The sequence below is a fragment of the Maritalea porphyrae genome, from assembly GCF_027213965.1.
GTDB lineage: Bacteria > Pseudomonadota > Alphaproteobacteria > Rhizobiales > Devosiaceae > Maritalea > Maritalea porphyrae_A.
In genome coordinates, this window is sequence record NZ_JAPWGX010000003.1 from 670,514 (window position 1) to 691,467 (window position 20,954).

17 protein-coding genes and 1 tRNA gene are annotated in these 20,954 nt (G+C 49.3%); 3 read left to right on the forward strand and 15 right to left on the reverse strand.

Annotated elements, in window-relative coordinates:
* Position 1 precedes the first annotated feature (1 nt).
* The 7 genes from O4H47_RS12135 to O4H47_RS12165 form a co-directional block, all read right to left on the reverse strand.
* Entirely contained in the window at positions 2-754 is a 753-nt protein-coding gene (locus tag O4H47_RS12135) for a 5-oxoprolinase subunit PxpA (RefSeq protein WP_269394242.1), read from the reverse strand.
* A complete protein-coding gene (locus O4H47_RS12140; RefSeq protein WP_269394243.1) occupies positions 754-1,668 on the reverse strand; it encodes a biotin-dependent carboxyltransferase family protein in 915 nt (304 codons plus the stop codon). The genes O4H47_RS12135 and O4H47_RS12140 overlap by 1 nt, the downstream gene beginning before the upstream one ends.
* On the reverse strand, positions 1,665-2,351 hold the full coding sequence (locus O4H47_RS12145; RefSeq protein ID WP_269394244.1) for a 5-oxoprolinase subunit B family protein: 687 nt from the start codon (positions 2,349-2,351) through the stop codon (positions 1,665-1,667). Before O4H47_RS12145 ends, O4H47_RS12140 begins: the two co-directional genes overlap by 4 nt.
* Positions 2,352-2,373: 22 nt before the next feature.
* Positions 2,374-4,050: a formate--tetrahydrofolate ligase gene (locus O4H47_RS12150; RefSeq protein WP_269394245.1), complete on the reverse strand. Its 1,677-nt coding sequence runs from the start codon at positions 4,048-4,050 to the stop codon at positions 2,374-2,376.
* A gap of 172 nt (positions 4,051-4,222) precedes the next feature.
* Positions 4,223-4,612 carry a hypothetical protein gene (locus tag O4H47_RS12155; RefSeq protein ID WP_269394246.1) on the reverse strand — a complete coding sequence of 130 codons (390 nt, stop codon included), beginning with the start codon at positions 4,610-4,612 and terminating at the stop codon, positions 4,223-4,225.
* A 1-nt stretch (position 4,613) separates the two neighbouring features.
* On the reverse strand, positions 4,614-6,290 hold the full coding sequence (locus O4H47_RS12160; protein WP_269394247.1) for a vWA domain-containing protein: 1,677 nt from the start codon (positions 6,288-6,290) through the stop codon (positions 4,614-4,616).
* 29 nt (positions 6,291-6,319) lie between these two features.
* Positions 6,320-7,027 carry a hypothetical protein gene (locus tag O4H47_RS12165; RefSeq protein ID WP_269394248.1) on the reverse strand — a complete coding sequence of 236 codons (708 nt, stop codon included), beginning with the start codon at positions 7,025-7,027 and terminating at the stop codon, positions 6,320-6,322.
* Positions 7,028-7,191: 164 nt separating this feature from the next.
* On the opposite strand from O4H47_RS12165, the gene O4H47_RS12170 reads away from it, so the two are divergent.
* The gene (locus O4H47_RS12170; protein ID WP_269394249.1) at positions 7,192-7,626 is read left to right on the forward strand and encodes a hypothetical protein; all 435 of its coding nucleotides are present in this window, start codon (positions 7,192-7,194) and stop codon (positions 7,624-7,626) included.
* A 38-nt stretch (positions 7,627-7,664) separates the two neighbouring features.
* Here the strand turns inward: O4H47_RS12170 and O4H47_RS12175 are convergent.
* Both O4H47_RS12175 and O4H47_RS12180 read right to left on the reverse strand, forming a co-directional pair.
* Positions 7,665-7,755, reverse strand: a tRNA-Ser gene (locus tag O4H47_RS12175).
* A gap of 176 nt (positions 7,756-7,931) precedes the next feature.
* Complete coding sequence (locus O4H47_RS12180; protein ID WP_269394250.1) at positions 7,932-8,657, reverse strand: TerC family protein; 726 nt, start codon at positions 8,655-8,657, stop codon at positions 7,932-7,934.
* 179 nt (positions 8,658-8,836) lie between these two features.
* Here O4H47_RS12180 and O4H47_RS12185 point away from each other — a divergent pair, with 179 nt between their 5' ends.
* The gene (locus tag O4H47_RS12185) at positions 8,837-9,982 is read left to right on the forward strand and encodes an FAD-dependent monooxygenase (RefSeq protein ID WP_269394251.1); all 1,146 of its coding nucleotides are present in this window, start codon (positions 8,837-8,839) and stop codon (positions 9,980-9,982) included.
* A 53-nt stretch (positions 9,983-10,035) separates the two neighbouring features.
* Here the strand turns inward: O4H47_RS12185 and O4H47_RS12190 are convergent, their stop codons facing one another.
* The 3 genes from O4H47_RS12190 to O4H47_RS12200 all read right to left on the reverse strand — a co-directional run bounded on the left by O4H47_RS12190 (position 10,036) and on the right by O4H47_RS12200 (position 14,679).
* Positions 10,036-10,680, reverse strand: a complete 645-nt coding sequence (locus O4H47_RS12190; protein WP_269394252.1) for an invasion associated locus B family protein — start codon at positions 10,678-10,680, stop codon at positions 10,036-10,038.
* 160 nt (positions 10,681-10,840) lie between these two features.
* The gene (mfd, locus tag O4H47_RS12195; protein ID WP_419719629.1) at positions 10,841-14,269 is read right to left on the reverse strand and encodes a transcription-repair coupling factor; all 3,429 of its coding nucleotides are present in this window, start codon (positions 14,267-14,269) and stop codon (positions 10,841-10,843) included.
* 95 nt (positions 14,270-14,364) lie between these two features.
* The gene (locus O4H47_RS12200) at positions 14,365-14,679 is read right to left on the reverse strand and encodes a succinate dehydrogenase assembly factor 2 (protein ID WP_269394254.1); all 315 of its coding nucleotides are present in this window, start codon (positions 14,677-14,679) and stop codon (positions 14,365-14,367) included.
* A gap of 100 nt (positions 14,680-14,779) precedes the next feature.
* Here O4H47_RS12200 and recG point away from each other — a divergent pair, with 100 nt between their 5' ends.
* Positions 14,780-16,888, forward strand: coding sequence for an ATP-dependent DNA helicase RecG (recG, locus tag O4H47_RS12205; RefSeq protein ID WP_269394255.1), 2,109 nt, complete (start codon positions 14,780-14,782; stop codon positions 16,886-16,888).
* 8 nt (positions 16,889-16,896) lie between these two features.
* On the opposite strand, the gene O4H47_RS12210 is transcribed toward recG, so the two are convergent.
* From O4H47_RS12210 to glmU, 3 genes are all read right to left on the reverse strand, one after another.
* Positions 16,897-17,619 (reverse strand): DUF502 domain-containing protein, encoded by a 723-nt coding sequence (locus O4H47_RS12210; RefSeq protein ID WP_269394256.1) that lies wholly within the window; start codon positions 17,617-17,619, stop codon positions 16,897-16,899.
* 99 nt (positions 17,620-17,718) lie between these two features.
* Positions 17,719-19,545, reverse strand: coding sequence for a glutamine--fructose-6-phosphate transaminase (isomerizing) (gene glmS, locus O4H47_RS12215; protein ID WP_269394257.1), 1,827 nt, complete (start codon positions 19,543-19,545; stop codon positions 17,719-17,721).
* A gap of 9 nt (positions 19,546-19,554) precedes the next feature.
* Entirely contained in the window at positions 19,555-20,895 is a 1,341-nt protein-coding gene (glmU, locus tag O4H47_RS12220; protein ID WP_269394258.1) for a bifunctional UDP-N-acetylglucosamine diphosphorylase/glucosamine-1-phosphate N-acetyltransferase GlmU, read from the reverse strand.
* Positions 20,896-20,954 lie beyond the last annotated feature (59 nt).

A 20,954-nucleotide genomic window follows, 5' to 3' on the forward strand; every position in this document is an offset into this window, starting at 1 on the left:
TTTATTTCGCAAATGATTTTATGTTTATGCCCAATGCCTTGATGGTTTCGCTGATGCGTTCTGCCAAGTGAACCGCATGGGCATTATCGCCGTGAAGGCAGATCGATTGTGTGGGCAATTTCAGATCGCCACCTGAGATCGTTTTTACACAACCTGTAGTCAGTAAATAGGTGACCTGTTCAAGGACTGCCTTGTCTTGTGTCAAGACCGCGCCTTCAATTGCTCTAGAGGCGAGTTGGCCATCTTCGGTATAGGCACGATCCGCAAATGCCTCGTCAAACACGGGCAAACTTAACTGCTTTGCAGCCTTGGTTTGTTGGGAATTCGCAAGCGCTAAAATGGGCATGTCTTTGCGGAATGACTTTACGGCCTCATAGGCGGTCAAGGCCAAATCAAAGTCAGCGGCGGTCATATTGGCCAATGCGCCGTGCAGTTTAACATATTTGGTTGTTGTGTTGGCTTTTTGAGCCCAACCTTCAAACCGTTCGAGTTGGCGTAAGATTTGATTGCTCAACTCGGCTGAGGTGAGATGCAATTGTTTGCGCCCAAAGTTCTCTTTATCCTCAAACCCGGGGTGTGCGCCGATTGTGACCTCGTTTTTCAGCGCCAAATCAATTGATTGCTGGATGGTGTCATCGTCTCCTGCGTGACCGCCGCAGGCGATATTGGCGCTTGAGACATAATGCATCATCGCCGCATCATTGCCGGTGCCCTCACCCAAGTCTGCGTTCAAATCAATCCAGCGATCAGCCATCATCCATTCACCATCGCCTTATGTGCTTTTTCCAGCGTCGTTGAAATGAAACTTATCTCTCTATTTGGGCGCAGCTGCGCCACATAATCAAGGTCCGCATCGATGATAGTAGCAATTCGGGGGTAACCGCCAATTGGTTGGTGATCGCGCATCAGTATTACTGGTGTTCCATCACCTAATAGCTGGATATCACCCAGCACAACTGCATCTGAAACGATGTTCTTGTGTTGTGAAATATCAAACCGTGCCAGCGGGTCTGAAAGGCGAAAACCCATCCGATCAATGGAATTGGAAATCTTAAATGGTGCTTCAAAAAGCCTCGTCCACATGGCCGGGCCAAGCAAATCTGCATGTAAACCGGGCAATACGCGCACTATATTTGAACTTGGCGCCGCACTTTTGGTCTGTGAGCCAACACTATTTGTGCGCAACTGCACACCATCGCCAAATGTGATCTGATCATTCGCTTTGAGGGCGCGCCCCTCAAATCCACCAACGCCAGCTGCCAAGTTTGTTGACTTACTGCCCATAACGATGGGGATATTCAAGCTTTGCGCAAAACGGAGGTAACCGTAATTGCCAGCCCTGCCTGTTGTGATGCTTACCTTATCGCCATCGGTCAACAACAGAAGTGCAGGCCATTGCTTTTCATCGTTGTTTTGCTTGATCTGAAATTCGCCGCCATCAACAGCGCATTCTGTAGGTGGACCAGAATAGACAAAATCTATGCCCAACATAGAGAATTCGATTACCGATTGGCTGCCTTGACCATCAAGCGCGGCAGCTGTTTTGTTAAAGGCGGTTCTATCCATTGGCCCGCTAGCGGAAAGCCCATAAAGCAAGCCTTCGGGCCGCCCAGCGTCTTGTATGGTTGAATTGGGCGATACACGCTGAATTGTTATTGAGCCACTCATAGGTTTTCCACCACTTGGAAATGAACCAACTCGCCAGGATTTACCATTATCGGTGTTTGGCTTGATGAATCAAAGTTGCGAAAATCAGTTTGACCAATAACGTGCCAGCCCGTGCGAATGGGACGCGAGGTTATGGCTGTTTGCCCAGCTGCGAACAGAATGGATCCGGCGGGCACGTTTTCTTGCACCTGCTCCCGACGAGGAACCCGCAGTTTTTCATCATGCAAACCGAGATAAAGAAAACCGGGTGAAAACCCCAAAGCCAGGGCGTGCAAAGGTTTGCTCGTGTGAGACTTGATGAACTGATCGTCACTCAGCTCAAGCATTTCACACACGTCCTGCAAACAAGGGCCGTATTTGCCGCCATATATGACATTGATGTTGTGCAACGGCTTATCTGGGCCAGATTTGTCGCCATCAAAAGTGCTCATTAAGAGCATGATTTGGTTTTTCAGATCATTGAATTGCGTTTTGAACGGATCATAACGCAAAATGACGGACACAAGATTTGAACTGCATCCGTCAATCATTGAACCAAGCTTCTCGCGGCAAAGGTCCGCAAACACTTGCGCATTGTGGTTTGCTTCAAGTGTAAGCTGGTTGCCAAACCGCACCAAAATCGCACGGTCGCCAAGCGGAATAAGGCGGGAGATGATTTCATTTTCCTGAAATTGTCTCGCCACCATAGTCATCCTTCAGCTGGGCCTAGAACAATCCTTGGATTTCGCCGTTGTCATCCAAATGAATTGCTTCGGCCGATGGTTTGCGGGGCAAACCGGGCATCGTCATAATGTCACCGCATACAGCAACAACAAAGCCCGCACCAGCAGAAAGCCTTACTTCACGCACAGGAATTGTGTGCCCTGTGGGTGCACCGCGCAAATTTGGATCCGTTGAGAAGGAATATTGGGTTTTGGCCATGCAAACCGGCAGATTGCCGTAACCAGCCTCTTCCCATTCGCGTAACTGATTCTCGATCTTTTTATCGACCACAACTTTGTCGGCGCGATAGATTTCTTTGGCGACCTTCTCAATCTTGGCGAGTAAGGGCAGATCGGCTTCATAAAGTGGCTTGAAGTCCGCTGTGTTACCTTCCGCAATCTCTACGATCCTATTCGCAAGCTCAACAGTCCCTTCTGAGCCTTTTTCCCAATGTTGGCATAATATGGCTTCGGCTCCCACGGAGCTTGCGTAATCTCGTATGGCTTGCACTTCCGCGTCCGAATCGGTGACGAAGTGGTTGATGGCCACAACCGCAGGCACTCCAAACTTTTGAATGTTTTCGATGTGGCGACCAAGGTTTGCGCAACCGCGCACTAAGGCATCCACATCTTCGTTCCCAAGTGCGTCTTTAGCCACCCCGCCATTCATTTTGAGGGCGCGGATGGTTGCGACAATAACAACTGCAGATGGTTTCAAACCGGCTTTGCGACATTTAATGTCAAAGAATTTTTCAGCCCCAAGGTCCGCGCCAAATCCAGCTTCTGTAACCACATAATCGGCGAGTTTGAGCGCTGTTTTTGTGGCAATTACTGAATTACAACCATGAGCGATGTTGGCGAATGGTCCGCCATGAATGAAGGCGGGGTTGTTCTCAAGTGTTTGTACCAGATTGGGCTGCATTGCTTGTTGCAACAAAACAGTCATTGCGCCATCAGCTTTGATATCGCGACAATAGACGGGTGTTTTGTCGTTCCGATAGGCGACGATGATATTGCCCAATCGGTTCTGCAAGTCTTCCAAATCATCTGCAAGGCAAAGAATGGCCATGATCTCAGAAGCAACAGTGATGTCAAAGCCAGCTTCGCGCGGATAGCCGTTTGCTACGCCGCCGAGCGAAGCCACAATTGAACGCAACGCGCGATCGTTCATGTCGATTACCCGACGCCAAGTGATGCGGCGAATATCGATCTTTTCTTCGTTGCCCCAATAAACATGATTGTCGAGCATTGCGGATAGGAGATTGTGGGCTGAAGTAATGGCGTGGAAGTCACCAGTGAAGTGTAGGTTGATATCCTCCATCGGCACAACCTGCGCATATCCGCCCCCTGCTGCGCCGCCCTTCATGCCAAAACATGGGCCAAGCGAAGGTTCGCGGATACATATCGTTGCGTTTTTGCCAATTCTATTTAGCCCATCACCAAGACCAACGGTGGTGGTGGTTTTCCCCTCGCCTGCTGGCGTTGGGTTGATGGCGGTGACCAAGATCAGTTTACCGTCTTTTTGACCGTCCAATGACTTGATGAATTCTTCGGAGATTTTGGCTTTGTCGTGCCCAAAGGGCAAAAGGTGAGAATTATCGATGCCAAGTTTCGCGCCAATTTGCGCAATAGGTTGTTTGACCGCGGCGCGCGCGATCTCAATATCTGACTTATATGTCATGTATGTTTGTCCCCAGAGTAGTCTCGTTTTTATGGTGCACACTTTTTGCGCGCTTGGGGCGAATTAAACGCAATGAATACTGGTTTGTCTAGCTCTGATTGGGTCAAATAGAGATGTAGCGTATTGCATTTCGATATTTGCTTGAGCAGTGCTATTTCATGGGGGGACTATATTACCATGAAACTACCTGCCAACCTTCGAGTGTTAGAGGTTCGCTGGTAAGTAGGTATTTGGTTGGTGCGTTTGCATTCGCATATAGTGCAGATACATTCTCGGCAGAAATGCGGCCAAATGCGGTTCTGAACAATACGTCTTGGGAACGCAAGTCTTTGAGGTTGCCTAAAGCAACTTTGTCCGTGCCGACTTCGATGTTGGTGTAGCGCGTGCTGGCCACAAAATCATCAATCCACTTTTGCGCGTCGGTAAAATTCGACTTCATCGCATAAGACGTGTCGACGACCAAAAGGACTTGCTTTGGGTTGGTTGAATAGTAAAAATGCGTGCCGCCCCAAATGACGGCCTGCAGAAGAACCAGAGCGATAAAGGATTTCAGCCAAGCCAAATTACATCTCCGAATTCAAAAGGTTGCCGATGCGGTATGATGCTGAACCAACGCTGGATTCGATATATGCCGCTTCAACCAAACTTGCCATTTCTTTGAGGTGATCCGAAGAAAGCTCGTACGCAATGGTGTGAATTGGAATTCGTGCAAACCGCAGGGTTTCTTTTACTGTAGAAAAGTCCAAGCCTTCGTTGGTTTCTCCATCGCTCAATACGAATATGATCAGTTTGTGATCTGGGTTGGCCGCACCGAAATTGATGAGTTCGTTTGCAGCAACAACCACGGCGTCGTTCGTTGCTGTTGCACCACCAGCAGAAAGGCTTTCGACAGCTCCAATAAAGAGAGATTTTTGCTGTAAATTGAATTGGCGTACGGGCAGATCAATATTCACCGCATTGTTGTAGCTGACCAAACCAATTGCATTGCTCGCGGCGATGAGGTCAGACGAATCCACAAGCGCTTTTTGCAACTCCTTGATCCGTGAGCCATCCATTGAACCGGAAACATCGGCCACAAACACAGCAGCGATGGGCTTGCCACCTGACTTTTTATCTTTCCAGAGCTTTTGCGCTTGCTGGATCAATGACCCATCAGTGATATCGTAGCTCGATTTGTAAGTGGGATTGCCACCAAAACCAAAGTCTGAAATTTGGCCTTTGTTCTCAATAATGAATTTGTTGAACAAATCGAGCACTTCGCGCTCTGCTTCATCAGCTTGTGGCAGTGCATAGAGCGGGCTGTCATGGCGCACGCCAAATGGTACGAATTCGTAATCTGCCATGCCGGTAACATTTACCCAAGTTTGGTTTTCCATTACCAAAGCGTCGAGCACACCGCTGCCGACTGCTGCATCGCGCATTTGCAACGTATTCTGTGCAACGAATGGAACACCGAGCTGGAATGCTTCAAAAGCACTGGCCACATCTGGCGACAAGAACTCAGCCTCGTCACCTTGCGCAAAGGAGTGCAAAACCATCATCAAGAAGTTCAAACCAGTGCTTGACTGGTAGGGGTTTGTGTACCCCATCGAGAATTCGCCGCTGGTGACTTCCGTAAGCAATTTCTGCAGATCCAAAACACCATCCGTTGTGATCAGATCAATTTTGCTTTTACGCACCACAATGCCTGCTGTGTTTGGCGCTGTAACAGGGTTTATTTCATCAACCGAAATGCCTTGGGACTCTATCATTTTACCCCAGAGCTTATTGGAAGGTGAAAATGCGTCCGGGACATTTTGTCCAGCAAGAATGAACTGCGCACCCAGGCCAGAGGGCATTTTACGCACGGAAATGGCGGCGGTTTTGCCATTGCTTATGCTTTTGCCCATTCTGTTGAACCGTTCGGCCAATTCGTTATAGAGCCCATCTGTGCCTTTTCCCGACTTTTCCGAAGAGGTGAAAATCTCGACTGACTCTACGCTTGAACTGTCAGGCTGCCCAACAGTTATGGGGTACTCTGAAATACTTGGCAGGAGCGAAAGCAGGTTCGTTGGCGTTAGCTCAATGTTGGCGCGGACACGGTTTTCTTGCCGTGTGGGCTTGATATCCTCTGCGACCAGCTTTGCAATGTTTTCGTGTGCGGCTTCAGTTGTTTCAATTGGTGCGCCGCCACAACCGCTAAGCGATAGCGCGCCGGCAACAAGGGCAGTACCGACAAGTGCTTTCATGGTCATCTTCATCAAACAGCTCCTTCGTTGCGCCATAAGCGCTAAATATGAAATTTCTTCGCGCGGTCTGCCAACTCACGAAGTCGCAATATGGCCTCATCGTGTTCTGTGGCGTCCTGCTTTTGAATATTGGCGACTTCCACCAAGGTTTCTGCGAGCGCGGTCAATAGGGTGCGATTGGCTTCAATAATCTCGTTCATTTTTGTGCGCTGGGCGCTGACTAGTTCCATGCGTCGCTCAATTGCCAAATCGGCGCCCTGCTCTGGCATCGAATTTGCCAAGTCTTCCCGGTCAATTCCAGAAACGCTGCGCGCGATAACCACAAGATCAGAAAGGTTTTGAACCACTATGTTTTGGACGCGTTGGGCGATCTCTGCGTGCGAACTTACCGAAAGCGGAGAATCTGCGAACCGCTTTGTTATCACCTCGTGGTAATCGTCCACCATTCCCAATAGTCGGTCAGTCTGCTTTGAGGCCTCAATTTCACCAATCTCATTCAAGTTCAACGAGATGGTGCGTATTTCGCCGAGAATGCGTTCATAATTGGCTTGTTCTTTGGCGGCGAGAACCCGTTGCTGATCTCGTTTTTCAAAACCAAGCAAATTGTAACTAAAGGGAACCGTAAACGCGAGCACGGCAGAGATCGCCGCGTAGGCTGCGACCCAGATCAAATCGACCTGAAACCACCAATAAAATGCAGGCACAAACAACAGCGAAACCAGTAAAGCCACCAAAAATATGTTTCGCACCGTTTGTTTCGCCCCTCTTGCTCTGCTGAGACGTATATTGGTTGGTTTTGCTTGAATTTCAACCCATTGCTGAACATTCATGAGTTTAATCACTGCAATTAACTGCGCTTTTAACGTTGGCTGATAGCCTTTGATTTGGAAAAACAACGGAACCAACGGCCAACATGCCAAAAATTGATGCTGTCCTGTCGATTGAAGATCGCGCGAATTTGATGAACAGAGCGGCTGAAGCAGCAAAGCCTGCGTTTGCAACCACATTTTTGGATCGTGCCCAACGACCAACGGGCATGCTTCGTGCCATGGATCGCGACGAGTTGGTGAAATGGCTGACTGAGCTTGAAAGCTCAATCGAATTGGTGCGCAAACTGGTTCAACATTTGCGAACAGAAGACGGTGCGGACCAAATCACCCTAGCCGATGCTGATACTGCCGCCCATTCTGCGGCAAAAGCATCTCAGGTTTTATTGCGCCGTTGCCGCCTTATCGTTGAACACACGAAACCCGTTTCTGCGGATCCAGCATTTAATACTCTAGTCAACGAATGTTTGGATAAAGTGCAATTCGTACATGATGACGCATGCGAGCTTGCCCAGCTCTAGCGGGCATCAAAACCATGGCCATGTTTGGGTTTTTATCATGGCGGGTGGGGAGGGATTCGAACCCCCGGAACGCTTGCACGCTCGCCGGTTTTCAAGACCGGTGCATTCAACCAGCTCTGCCACCCACCCGCAATGATGGAGCGTGATCTAACGTAGTGCGCCACAAGTTGCAAGGGGTAAATCGATATAAAATTCAATTGTTGGGCTCAAATGCGCGAACGCCCCACTTTGCCTACAATTTTTGACGCACGAAACAACCAAGCGAGAGGGTTCGCCCCCCTCGCCTTTGCAGTGCATTTGGATTTCTAGCTTTGTTTTTGGCGTTTTTTGCGTAGTGAAATCAATATATTGATCGATTCGACGCCAGTTGCGAATGCCATAGCGAAATAGATATATCCTTTTGGAATATGAAACCCAATGCCGTCCGCAACGAGAGACATACCAATGAGCATCAAAAACGCCAAAGCGAGCATTTTGGTTGTTGGGTGCTCAGCAATAAACTTGGAAATTGGAATTGACCCAACATACATGACAAACATTGCAATAGTGACCGCTGCAACCATGACGGGCACATGCTGGGCCATGCCGATTGCGGTGACGATTGAATCGACAGAAAAGACGATGTCAATAATGATAATCTGACCGATAATGGCCATAAATGTGGCGCCAACTTTGGATTTGGGTTCATCCCCATGCGGGTCTTCCACTGCTTGGTGGATTTCATGGGTCGCTTTGTAGAGCAGGAATAATCCTCCGGCGATCAAGATGACGTCTCGCCATGCGAAATCATGGCCAAAGGCTGTAAAAAGTGGCTGTGTTAGGCCAATGATCCAGGCCAGGAGTGCCAGCATTACTATTCGGGCGACCAATGCCAAAGCGAGGCCAATTTTGCGGGCTTGATCTGCCTGTTTTTCAGGCAAACGCGATACAAGCACGGATATGAAGACGATATTGTCTATACCTAGGATAATCTCCATGGCCGTTAGTGTGGCCAAACTGGCCCAAATCGCAGGGTCTGAAATCCATTCCATTTGCCGAATCCCCTCGTCTTGAATGGTTTTGTGTGTTCGGTGGAGCATAATTCATATTTGAACGGTGTGAACTATCGATTTGCAGTTATCGCCAGCGGCTGCGTCACCATGGTGATTGGCATAGGGTTTGAATTGAGGCATAAGGCTTTGGTGCTTTTCACTCAGAGCAAGAGAGCTTGATGCAATACGACATAGCAATAATTGGTGGCGGCCTAACAGGCGTTGCGGCCGCGCGACTGGCCGCAGAGCGTGGCTTCAGTGTCGTTCATTTCGCACCTGCGTTTGCCAAGGACTATCGAACATCCGCCTTGATGATGCCGACCGTCGACTTCATGCTTCATGCGGGCCTGATATCTGATCCGCATGCCTTCGGCACTCCACTGCGCAAAATCAGGATCATTGACGCCACAAGCCGGCTATTGCGGGCACCAGAGGCTTTGTTTGATAGTGCTGAGATAGAGATTGAAGCATTTGGCTACAATTTTGCTAATTGTGATTTGCTCGATGCTTTTTCACAGCCATCTCAACACTTCGACGTCAAAGAAACTATGGTTGAGCAAATCAAGCAGGAAAATGGCCATTACAAAATAAGCAGTCAAGACGGCACTTCAGTATCAGCCACCATGCTCGTTGGGGCCGACGGCAAAAAATCAAAGGTGCGTGATAGTCTTGGTTTCGCATCACATACAACACCGTTCAAACAGTCAGCATTGGTTGCTGATGTAGAATTTGACCGTGTTGAAAAAGAAACTTCTGTTGAGTTTCATTATGAAAACGGTCCATTTACGTTAGTCCCCGCTGGCGATAACAAAATCAATTTGGTCTGGCTAGATGACCATGAGGTTTTGCAAAAGGTCGCCAATATGCCAGCGGCAGACTTTGCCCAAGAGCTAGGAAAAAAATCGCACCATTTGTTTGGCCACGCAAAGCCTTTGACAAAGGCCTTTGTATTTCCCCTGAGCAATCTTGCGGTACCAGTTGTTGGCAAAGACGGTGCCTTTCTGATCGGCGAAGCGGCGCACGCGTTCCCGCCCATTGGTGCCCAAGGGCTGAATTTGGGCTTGCGCGATGTCGAAGACTATGTTGCGGCCATCGACGGACTGGTGCCAGGGTTTTCCGCAACTGACGCTCGCAACGCCAGCAAAAAGTATGACGATTTGCGCCAAGGCGACCTAAAGCGCACTGGTGGGTTTGTGGATGGGCTATTTCGGTCGTTGATCACCGAAATGCTTCCGGCCCAAGGCGTGCGACTGGGTGGTGTTTGGGCGCTGAAAAGCTTGAGCCCATTGCGCAAATTTGCATTTCAATTCGGCATGGGCCGATAAAAAAAGGGCCGCCAAAGCGACCCTTTCAAACTCAAACAATTCAAAGCAAACTCTTAGTTCCCGTCAGTTGGAGCTGGAGCTTCTGTAGCTTGTTTTTCTTGTCTGATTTTCTCAGCCGCTTCTTGCAGTTGTTGCTGAAGCGCTGATTGTCCAGAAAGTTGATTTTGGAATTCTGAAGGTGTGAGTGCCTTGTCGCCCTCATAAACCGCGGTAAAGCCGTTCAAATCAATATCAATTGAAAGATCCTTGAATGCCCGGTTTTTTGCGGTCATTGTCAGTTTTGCACCACGCTTAAGAGACTCCAAGAAGGCGTTTGGCATATTGGAGTGGCTGGTGCATTTGGTCGGATCACAAGTCGCCCACGGCGTATAGAATGGCTTTGCACCATCAATCTGCCACTTTAGGTTGAACAGCAAAGAAATCGCCAGAGGCATTTCTGCTTGCACAAAATAACGATTTTTGGATGATGGATCGTCGCGGAATGTGAATGCGCCGATCTTGGTTGAGCCTGCAAATACAACTTGACGCACAATGCACGCCTTTTCGCCAGACTTCAATTTGTCACATACTTTGACCCAGTTGTCTTCAGGATTAACTGGTTGCTGTGCAGCCGCGTCTTGCGCGTGTGCTGCGCCAGCAAACAAGGCCAATGCGGCAAAAACTGCCAACGGTGCGAATTTGTTTTTCATCTTATTCATTGCATTCCCTGATTGCAGCGCAAGGCAATTTTCATTGACAATCCTGCGCGCCAAAATTCTGTCCCTTTTGAACCCTCAATTCGGGCAATAACATGACGGTTTGACCAATCCAACGGATTTTCTTTCAAATGGTTGATAGCGTGAAAGAAATGGAATGCATCTACGCGTCAGTTGCCGCCAGTTTTGCCAGCTGTGTTAGGATTCTTGCTGCCCCCATCAATTTCTTATTGGCGTCAGGCCAATTACGCGAAAATACTAACTTCTGGTCCGGGCGCACTTTAGCGTGTTCTCTTTTATCTGCAACCATTTGCACCAATCCATGTGGATTAGGGAACATACCATTGCGCAATGTGATTACAGCGCCTTTTGGTCCAGCATCCACTTTTTCAACATTTGCGGTGCGGCAGAGTGATTTAACCAGAACAATTTTGAGCAAGTGTTGGACTTCTTCAGGGAGTGGTCCAAATCGATCGATCAATTCGGCTCCAAACGCATTGATCTCGGCGGATTCTGTTAGATCTCCCAAACGGCGATAGAGCTGCATGCGAACCTGCAAATCCGGAACGTAAGCCTCTGGAATCATTACAGGCATGCCCAATGATATCTGCGGCGACCATTTGCCGTCGTCCTCGTCCATATCACCGCCAGATTTGAGCGTTGCAACTGCTTCTTCAAGCATTGCTTGATAGAGTTCAAACCCAACTTCTTTAATGTGGCCCGATTGCTCTTCCCCAAGGATATTGCCGGCACCCCGAATATCAAGGTCGTGACTTGCCAGTTGGAAACCAGCACCCAAGCTATCCAGCGATTGCAGCACTGTGAGCCGGCGCGTTGCCATGTCCGTTAGTTTTTGATGAGTTGGTGTTGTGAACAGCGCATAGGCGCGGATTTTAGAACGCCCAATTCGCCCGCGAATTTGGTGCAATTGGGAAAGTCCAAAATTGTCGGCGCGGTGGACAATGAGCGTGTTGGCGGTTGGAATGTCCAACCCAGATTCTACGATGGTGGTGGCAATTAGCACATCGAATTTGCCGTCATAGAAGGCATTCATAATGTCGTCGAGTTCACTTGGTGGCATTTGCCCATTGGCAACCACATAGCTGACTTCTGGCACTTGCTCATCCAAAAAGCGTACAATTTCTGCCTGATCCTTGATGCGGGGAACCACATAAAAAGACTGCCCGCCCCGGTATTTTTCACGCAATAACGCCTCGCGCACCACCAAAGGATCGAACGGCAAAACGAAACTACGTACTGAGAGCCGATCCACTGGCGGTGTGGCCAAAAGCGATAGGTCTCGCACGCCGGTTAGTGCAAGCTGGAGCGTTCTTGGAATTGGCGTGGCTGAAAGCGTTAAAACGTGAACGCTCGATTTGAGTTCTTTCAGGCGCTCTTTGTGTCCAACACCAAAGTGCTGCTCTTCATCGATAACAAGCAAACCTAAGTCTTTGAACTTTATCGTTTTTGCCAGCAAAGCATGGGTACCGATAACGATATCAACACTGCCATCGGTCAGACCGTCTTTAGTGAGTTTGAGTTCTTTCGCGCTCACCAAACGGGAGGCTTGGCGCACCCGAACCGGCAAATCCGCGAAACGTTCCGAGAATGTTTTGAAATGCTGACGCGCCAAAAGCGTTGTTGGCACAACAATGGCCACTTGTTTGCCAGAAAGCGCGACAGCGAATGCCGCGCGCAGCGCAACTTCAGTTTTACCAAAGCCAACGTCCCCACAAACAAGGCGATCCATCACGCGGCCAGTTGAAAGGTCGTCAAATATCGCATCAATCGCCGTTAATTGATCTTCTGTCTCCTCATAAGGGAAACGAGCACAGAACTCTTCATAAACGCCCATCTGCGGTTCGACCACATCGCCTTTGGACATGGTGCGGGCCGCTGCAATTTGGATGAGCTGTTCCGCCATTTCGCGGATGCGCTTTTTCAGCTTGGCTTTCTTTGCCTGCCACGCAACGCCGCCAAGTTTATCCAAAATGCCATCACCGGCATCCGATCCATATCGCGAGAGCAGCTCGATATTTTCAACAGGCAAGTAAAGGCGGTCGTTTTTGGAATAGGCAATTTCAACACAATCGTGCGGGGCACCCATAACGTCGATCGCCTTCAGGCCGACAAAACGGCCGATACCGTGATCTACGTGCACCACCAAGTCGCCAGACGCCAACCCGGTTGCCTCGGTAAGCGCCTCTCCCCCTTTTCGGCGTTTAGACGCGCGAATGATGCGTTCGCCAAGAATGTCTTGTTCTGACAAGACCAAAAGATCTTTGGTTTCAAAGCCACTTTCAAGGCCCAGAACAATAAGACCGACTTCGCCAATATTTAGGGTTTTGACTTGGGGCCAGTGCTCAATAAGTTTTGTTTTTGTGACGTCGTGATCTTTGAGCACCTGTGCCATGCGGTCGCGCGTGCCTTGGGTCCAACACGCAATAACGACTTGTTTTTTTGCGCGTGCTCCTGCTTTTGCAGTATCTATGACCGCCTCAAACAGATTTATGCTGTCCGATTGCCGCTCTTTTGAAAAATTAGGGGCAAGTTGACCTTCTCGGTTTTCATTTGAAAGCAACCCGCTGTCCAAAGTCGCAAACGGCGTGATTTGAACAACATCTCCCGGGTTGGCCAAAGCCAGATCGTCGCCCAATTGGTACAGCCGATCTGCTGGCAAAGGTTTATAAACAGTGCCTGCATCACCTTCTTCAAAGGCTTCGCGGCGCGCTTCATAATAGTCTGAGATTTGAACGCGACGCTCTGCGATGGCCTGATTGACTTGCTCATCCAACACAAGTGGTGCTTCGTGCAAGAAGTCGGGCAAGGTGCCCATTTGCTCATAGAAAAGGGGTAACCAATGTTCCATGCCAGCAAAACGTTGACCGGCACTGATCGCAGCATATAGCGGATCGTTGGCCGTGTTGCCGCCAAAACTGGCGGTATAGCCGCGACGAAAACGCGAGATGGCGTCTTCGTGTAAAACGATTTCGCCCATCGGCACCATGGTCGCCGTTTTTTGTTGCGCAATCGTTCGTTGCGTTTCTGGGTCAAAAGTTCGAATGCTCTCGAGGCTGGTCCCGAAAAAATCAAATCGCAGCGGATTTTCATATCCCGCTGGGAACAAATCAATCAAGCCGCCGCGCACTGCGTATTCACCTGGCTCACGGACTGTTGGCACCCGCATGTAGCCATTAACCGTCGCCCAACCAGTTAGCCGTTCGGTTTGAACCACTTGACCTGATGTAACGCTAAAAGAAAATTCATCAACAAATTGCGTTGAAACAGTTTTTTGCACAATAGAATTGACTGAAGTTACAACAACGGTGCCAACGTTTGCCGCATTGCGCAGCGCAGCAAGGGTCGTCATCCGTTCCGCCAAAACAGAGGCATTTGGTGACACCCGATCGTAAGGCAAACAGTCCCACGCCGGAAACGCCAAAATATTGTGTGACGGCATTAACCTTTTTAGCAGCTCCGCCATTTTCTGCATGCGGCGGCCATCGCGCGCGACAAAACAAACCGAAACACGTCTTGATGGATTGGCCTTTGCCTCAATTTCAACCAATCGCGCCAGTTCAACCGGCTGCATACCATCGGGCACACCGGTGATAAAACGATTGGGCGAGAGCGCATTCACATCCAAGCGCTTGTCATGCGCCAGTGTCTTGTCGTTAGAACTTGCCATTATTCGTCCGAAACGCGGTCATGTTGAAACTGGGAGATCTGTTTTAAAAGATCGGGAAAAGGCGCATTGTCCAGCGGCTCTTTGCCAATAATCCAATTGTAAAGATCTGCGTCTGTTTCGCTCATCAAAGCTTCAAGGTCATCCAACTGCGCTGATGTGTAATCTGCTACAGCTCCATCCACAAAGCCACCGAGGATGATATCCATTTCCTGAGTGCCACGGTGGTGCGCGCGATATTTGATTTTCTTCAAACGATCTTGAGGATTTTCACGTTTTGTACCAGTCACAGGGAACCACCATTTGATTTGCGCCAATTTCGTGCTCCCATTTACGCGGATAATTCGGTTTTGTCAGCCTTTCGCCGCGGACAATTAGGATATAAATTGCAAGAAATCACCGATTTGGGAAGAATCATTGGCACGTCCAGACATTCTAAATCCACTTTTTGCAGCCGTGAGCACCGTTAAGGGTGTTGGCCCACAGTTGAGCAAACTGATGGCTTCATTCTTCGGTGCGCCTGAGAATCAGGATGCAGTGTTGCTTGATGTGTTGATGCATATGCCGTCGGGCATCATTGATCGGCGCCAACAACCGGGCGTGCAGTTTGCTCAACCCGGGGCAATTTCCACTTTTCTATTGCATATCGATCGGCACATACCACCCCCGCGCAACAACAAACGGGTTCCTTATAGAATTGAAGCGCACGACGAGAGCGGTGAGATCGTGATTTCTTACTTTGCCGGCCGCGCTTCTTGGTTGGAAAAAACCTTACCTGTGGGCGACAAGAAGTATGTCTCCGGTCTCGTCACATTTTATCATGGCATTCCACAGCTGAATCACCCAGATTATATCGTTGATGAGGACAAATTCGATGATTTGCCTTTGGTTGAACCCGTCTACCCACTTACCAGTGGCCTAACGTCAAAAAAACTACAACTTGCGACGCAGCATGCGCTTTCAAAGCTACCCGATGTGCCCGAATGGATTGGCCATTCACGGCTCGATTTGAACGGTTGGCCGTCGTTTAAAACAGCGATGCACCAAACACACGATCCGCAAACGCCCGCTGAAGCAAAGATCGAAGGCGCTGCGCGAGCGCGAATGGCTTATGACGAGTATTTTGCTGGCCAGCTGACCCTACAATTGGTGCGGGCAACCATGACACGCGAAAGCGGTGTGCAACGCCTCCTTACCGGTAAGAGCACCCAAAAAGTGCGCGAAGCCCTGCCCTTTAAGCTTACAGGTGGTCAAGAAGCGGCGGTCACCGACATAGAGAATGATTTGCGCTCAAATCGCAAAATGGCACGGCTGGTTCAAGGTGACGTGGGGTCTGGTAAGACCGTTGTTGCCCTAATGGCAATGGCGGCAATGGCAGAAGCGGGCCACCAAAGCGCATTGATGGCACCCACTGAAATTTTGGCAACACAGCACTATTCAACGATTGCAGAGATTGGGGAAAAGGCCGGATTGCAAGTGGCTTTGCTTACCGGCAAGATGCCCGCGGGAGAGCGCCGCGCCATTCAAGCGCGCATTGAATCTGGTGAAATCGACATTGTTGTTGGCACTCACGCCCTATTCCAATCAAGTGTCGTTTTCAAATCGCTAGGGCTGACTGTCGTTGATGAGCAACATCGTTTCGGCGTACACCAGCGACTTGCCCTTTCAGAAAAGGGCCGCAAGACGGAATTGCTTGTGATGACCGCCACGCCCATTCCTCGCACGTTGGTGCTCACCCACTTTGGTGACATGGATGTGAGCTTGCTCAAAGAAAAGCCAGCAGGCAGACAGCCAATCGATACCGCAATCCTTTCTTCAAACGAATATGAGCGCGTTATCGCTCGCTTGAAGGCAAAGGTTGCGGAAGGTGCGCAGGCATTTTGGGTTTGCCCCCTGGTTGAAGAATCTGAAAATTTAAACCTCGTTTCCGCAGAGGATAGGCATAAAGCGTTAAGCCAAGTATTTGGAGACCGTGTGGGCTTGGTGCATGGACGCATGAAAGCTGATGAGAAACAGGAAGTTATGGAGCGCTTTCAACGAAATGAACTTTCAATTTTAGTTGCAACCACCGTGATTGAAGTTGGGGTCGATGTGCCCAACGCTACAATCATGATTATTGAACATGCAGAGCGATTTGGTCTCTCTCAACTTCATCAATTGCGAGGCCGTGTCGGCCGAGGCGACAAACGATCGGCATGCTTACTTTTGCACGGCGACAAACTAACTGAAATGGCGCAAGCGCGGCTGAAAACCATCCGTGCGACAGAAGATGGGTTTGAGATTGCTGAACGAGATTTGGAGTTGCGCGGACAAGGTGATCTGCTGGGTACGCGTCAATCTGGCATGCCCGGATTTCGCATTGCAATTCCCGATTACCATAAAGACCTTTTGGAAATCGCACATGATGATGCGGTTGATCTGTTGGAGCGCAATCCCGGACTTCAAGGAGCTGAAGGCGAAGCAGCGCGCACCCTGCTCTATTTGTTCAGGAAAGATCTAGCGATTCCACTGATCAGAGCAGGATAGGCAAAAACCTATTTCTTCTTGGAAGAGAGGCCAGATTTTGCTGCAAGCTCGGCGGTTTTCTTTTGATATTCTGGCGACACAAGCCCTGCAGAAATAACCAATTTGGCACCGTCTTCCACCGTCATATCGAGAATTTGCACCTCACTACGGGGCAGAAACAGCAAGAAGCCTGACGTGGGATTTGGTGTCGTTGGCAAAAAGACACTCGTTACATCTTTCCCAACTACCTTTTCGGCCACTTCACCTTTCGCATCCGTCGAAATGAATACCAAAGCATACAACCCTGGGCGGGGATATTGGATCAAACCAACCTGTTTGAAGTTGGAGTGGCTTTGGCTGACCACAGTTTCAAAAATCTGTTTTAGGCCACGATAAAGCACTGAAACAAACGGCATCCGATGCAAAATTGATTCACTAAATTGCACCAAGGTTCTGCCGACCAGATTTGCGGTTAGGAATCCAAGCATAATTAGAGCAAGAGCGCCAATTACAAGGCCAAATCCGGGCACGCTTATTGGGAGATAGGTATCGGGGTTATATTGGGGTGGAATGAGCGGTTTAACAAAGTCATCAACAAAGCGGATAATTGACCACGTTATATAGATTGTCAGACCCACTGGAGCCGCAATCACTAGCCCAGTCAGAAAGTAATTTGTAAGCCGACGTCCCGCCGTCACTTTTTGAGGTGGGTGCTCTTCGTCATGATTGTTGTGGTCTGGTTTTTCGCTCATAGTCTGATCTATATAGAGCGCCTATCTTATAGTGCAATGCCTGATTGGCGCTTAAGCGATCAGACATTGCGTTTTATTGTTCAACTTGTGGCGATTACGCTATTCCACAGTTACTGACTTCGCCAAATTACGTGGCTGATCAACGTCCGTCCCCATAAACACCGCAGTATGATACGCCAACAACTGCACCGGTACTGTCGCAATTATGGGCTGCACCAATTCGTGCGCTTCTGGCATCAGAATAATCTCATTTATGTCGTCGCCCGCGTGCTTTGCGCCTGCTTCGTCTGTTATGAGAATGATATTGCCACCACGCGCAGCCACTTCGTGCATGTTGGAAAGTGTTTTCTCAAGCAATGCGTCTGAAGGAGCGACAACGACAACTGGCACCTTTTCGTCAATCAAGGCAATTGGCCCATGCTTCAGCTCACCAGCAGCGTAGCCTTCTGCATGGATGTAGGTAATCTCTTTGAACTTGAGTGCACCTTCCAAAGCGACAGGATAAAGTGCACCTCGGCCGAGATAGAAAACGTCTTTTGCTTTGGATAATGCTTTATCCAAACTCGCGATTTTTGGTTCGGATGCCAAAGCTTTTGACATTGCGCCAGGGAGTTTTGCAAGCGCATCAACAAGTTCTGACTCATCTTTGTCACTCAAAACACCACGCTGTTTGCCCGCGGCGATTGCAAGAGTTGCCAAAACAGTTTGTTGCGCTGTTGTTGCTTTGGTTGAAGCCACGCAGATTTCTGGCCCGCACAATGTTGGGAAAACCACATCTGATTCTCGTGCAATTGTGCTTTCCGCCACATTGACGATCGAAGCGATGTGTTGCCCCTGAGACACGCAATATCGCAGCGCAGCCAATGTATCAGCGGTTTCACCAGACTGGGAAACAAAAATCGCCAGTCCGCCCTTTTCCATTGGCGGCTCGCGGTAACGGAATTCTGACGCTATATCGACCTCTACGGGTAGACGAGCGTATTTTTCGAACCAATATTTTGCGATCATCGCTGCGTAATATGAACCACCACAACTCGCGATAGTAACTTTTGATAATTTGGAAAAATCAAATGGCAATTCTTGCGGCAGTTGAATTTTGCGTTTCGCAAAATTCACATAATTGGAAAGCGTGTGCGAAATCGTGTCGGGTTGCTCGTAGATTTCTTTGGACATGAAGTGCCGGTGGTTTCCCTTGCTCACCAAGGCGGCACCGGTGTTTGCTGTCGAAATCGGTCGATTGACCGGCGAACCATCAATATCAAAGATTCGCACGTCTGATTTTGTCAGGGCGACCCAATCGCCCTCTTCGAGGTAGGTAACTTTATTGGTGAATGGAGCAAGTGCAATCGCATCTGAGCCCAAAATCATTTCACCATCGCCGTGACCTACGGCCAAGGGTGCGCCCTGACGGGCACCGATGATGAGATTGTCCTCACCATTGAACATCATTGCTAGGGCGAACGCGCCTTCGAGCCGCTTGATAACAGCTGCAGCAGCGTCAAATGGCGCTGCGCCCTTGTCCATTTCACGCGTGACAAGCAAAGCAACCATTTCAGTGTCTGTTTCTGAAACAGGAACATAGCCATCAACGCCCAACTCATCTCGTAGTTCGCGGAAGTTTTCAATAATGCCATTGTGAACGACCGCAACCTTTTGCGTCATGTGTGGGTGCGCGTTTGCTTCGGTCGGTGCACCGTGGGTCGCCCAACGTGTGTGGCCGATGCCAATGTTACCCGCCAAAGGCTCTTCACTTATGCGTTTCTTTAGGTTTGTTAGCTTTCCGGGTGCACGTCTTCTATCCATTTTGCCATCAGCAAATGTCGCAACGCCGGCGCTGTCATACCCTCGATATTCTAAACGTTTGAGCGCATCTACAATTCTATCGGCAACTGGTTTGTCGCTAACAATTCCAACAATTCCGCACATAGTCTTTCCTCAGTCTTTCTTCTCTGTCCAACGCTGTCTGATGACATTTGCGTAGCCAGATTTGTTCGTTTGTTTGGAGCGGGCTATAGCCAGTGCGTCTTTTTCTACATTGTGAGTAACAACACTTCCCGAAGCGACATAGGCACCATCTGCAATCTCAACTGGTGCTACAAGTGAGCTATTTGAGCCGATGAATGCGTTCTCTCCGATGGTTGTTTTGAATTTGTTTTTTCCATCGTAGTTGCAGGTGATGGTGCCTGCCCCAACATTAGTACCAGCACCAATTTGCGCATCGCCGATATATGTCAGGTGATTGATTTTTGCGCCGGGTCCGATGTCTGACTTTTTGACCTCGACAAAGTTTCCAGCCTTGCTGCCTGCCCCCATGTTCGCGCCCGGACGAAGCCTTGCGTAGGGGCCAATGTTGGCGTCTTTGTCAACAAAAGCACCTTCCAAATGAGAGAAAGCATGAATGGTCGCGCCAGATTTAACCGTGACACCGGGACCAAAGACAACATTTGGTTCAATTATCACATCTTGTTCAATTTGAGTGTCGTATGAAAAGAACACCGTTTCTGGTGCAACTAGCGTAACACCACCCAACATGGCTTGTGTGCGCTTTCTTGTCTGAAACACGCGCTCAGCCGCGGCAAGTTGAACGCGATCATTGACGCCAAGCACTTCATTTTCTTGGCTTTTAGACGTTTTTACGACGAAGCTCTTACTTCGTGCAATTTGCGCCGCATCCGTTAGATAGAACTCAGCCTGCGCGTTATCATTGCCAATTTCATCGATAACTGCTTTGAGACAATTGACCTTAAACCCCATAATACCAGAGTTGCAAAAGCCGACGCGTTTTTGATCGTCGTCGGCATCTTTTTCTTCCACAATTCTAACCAACTGATCGCCGTCCATGATTAGTCGGCCAAGGCCGAATGGGCTAGCGGGCTCATAACCCACAACAACCAAGTCAGCGCCATCGTCAAGAACTGACTTTGCTTGCGCTATTGTTTGCGCCTGTATCATTGGATTGTCGGCAAACAGAACAAAAACATAACCGTCAAAACCAGCCCAATGTTCTCTGGCCTGCATGGCAGCATGGCCAGTGCCCAATCGTTCGTGTTGAACAACCGTATGGATTTGTGGGTCGAGATTTTGCAGGTAGTTTGCAGAAGCTTGGTGCTCTGGGCCCAACACAACTGCGATTTTGCTGGCCCCTGCAGCGCGGCAACTGGAAACCACGTGTCCCAGCATGGGCAACCCACCTACTTTATGCAGGACTTTTGGCGTGGTCGACTTCATGCGCGTCCCCTCGCCGGCTGCAAGGACAATGGTCAATGTGTCAGTCATGTGCGGAAGCTGCTCCGAATCTGAGTATTATTCATTTCATTTATTGCAAGAATGTGTTG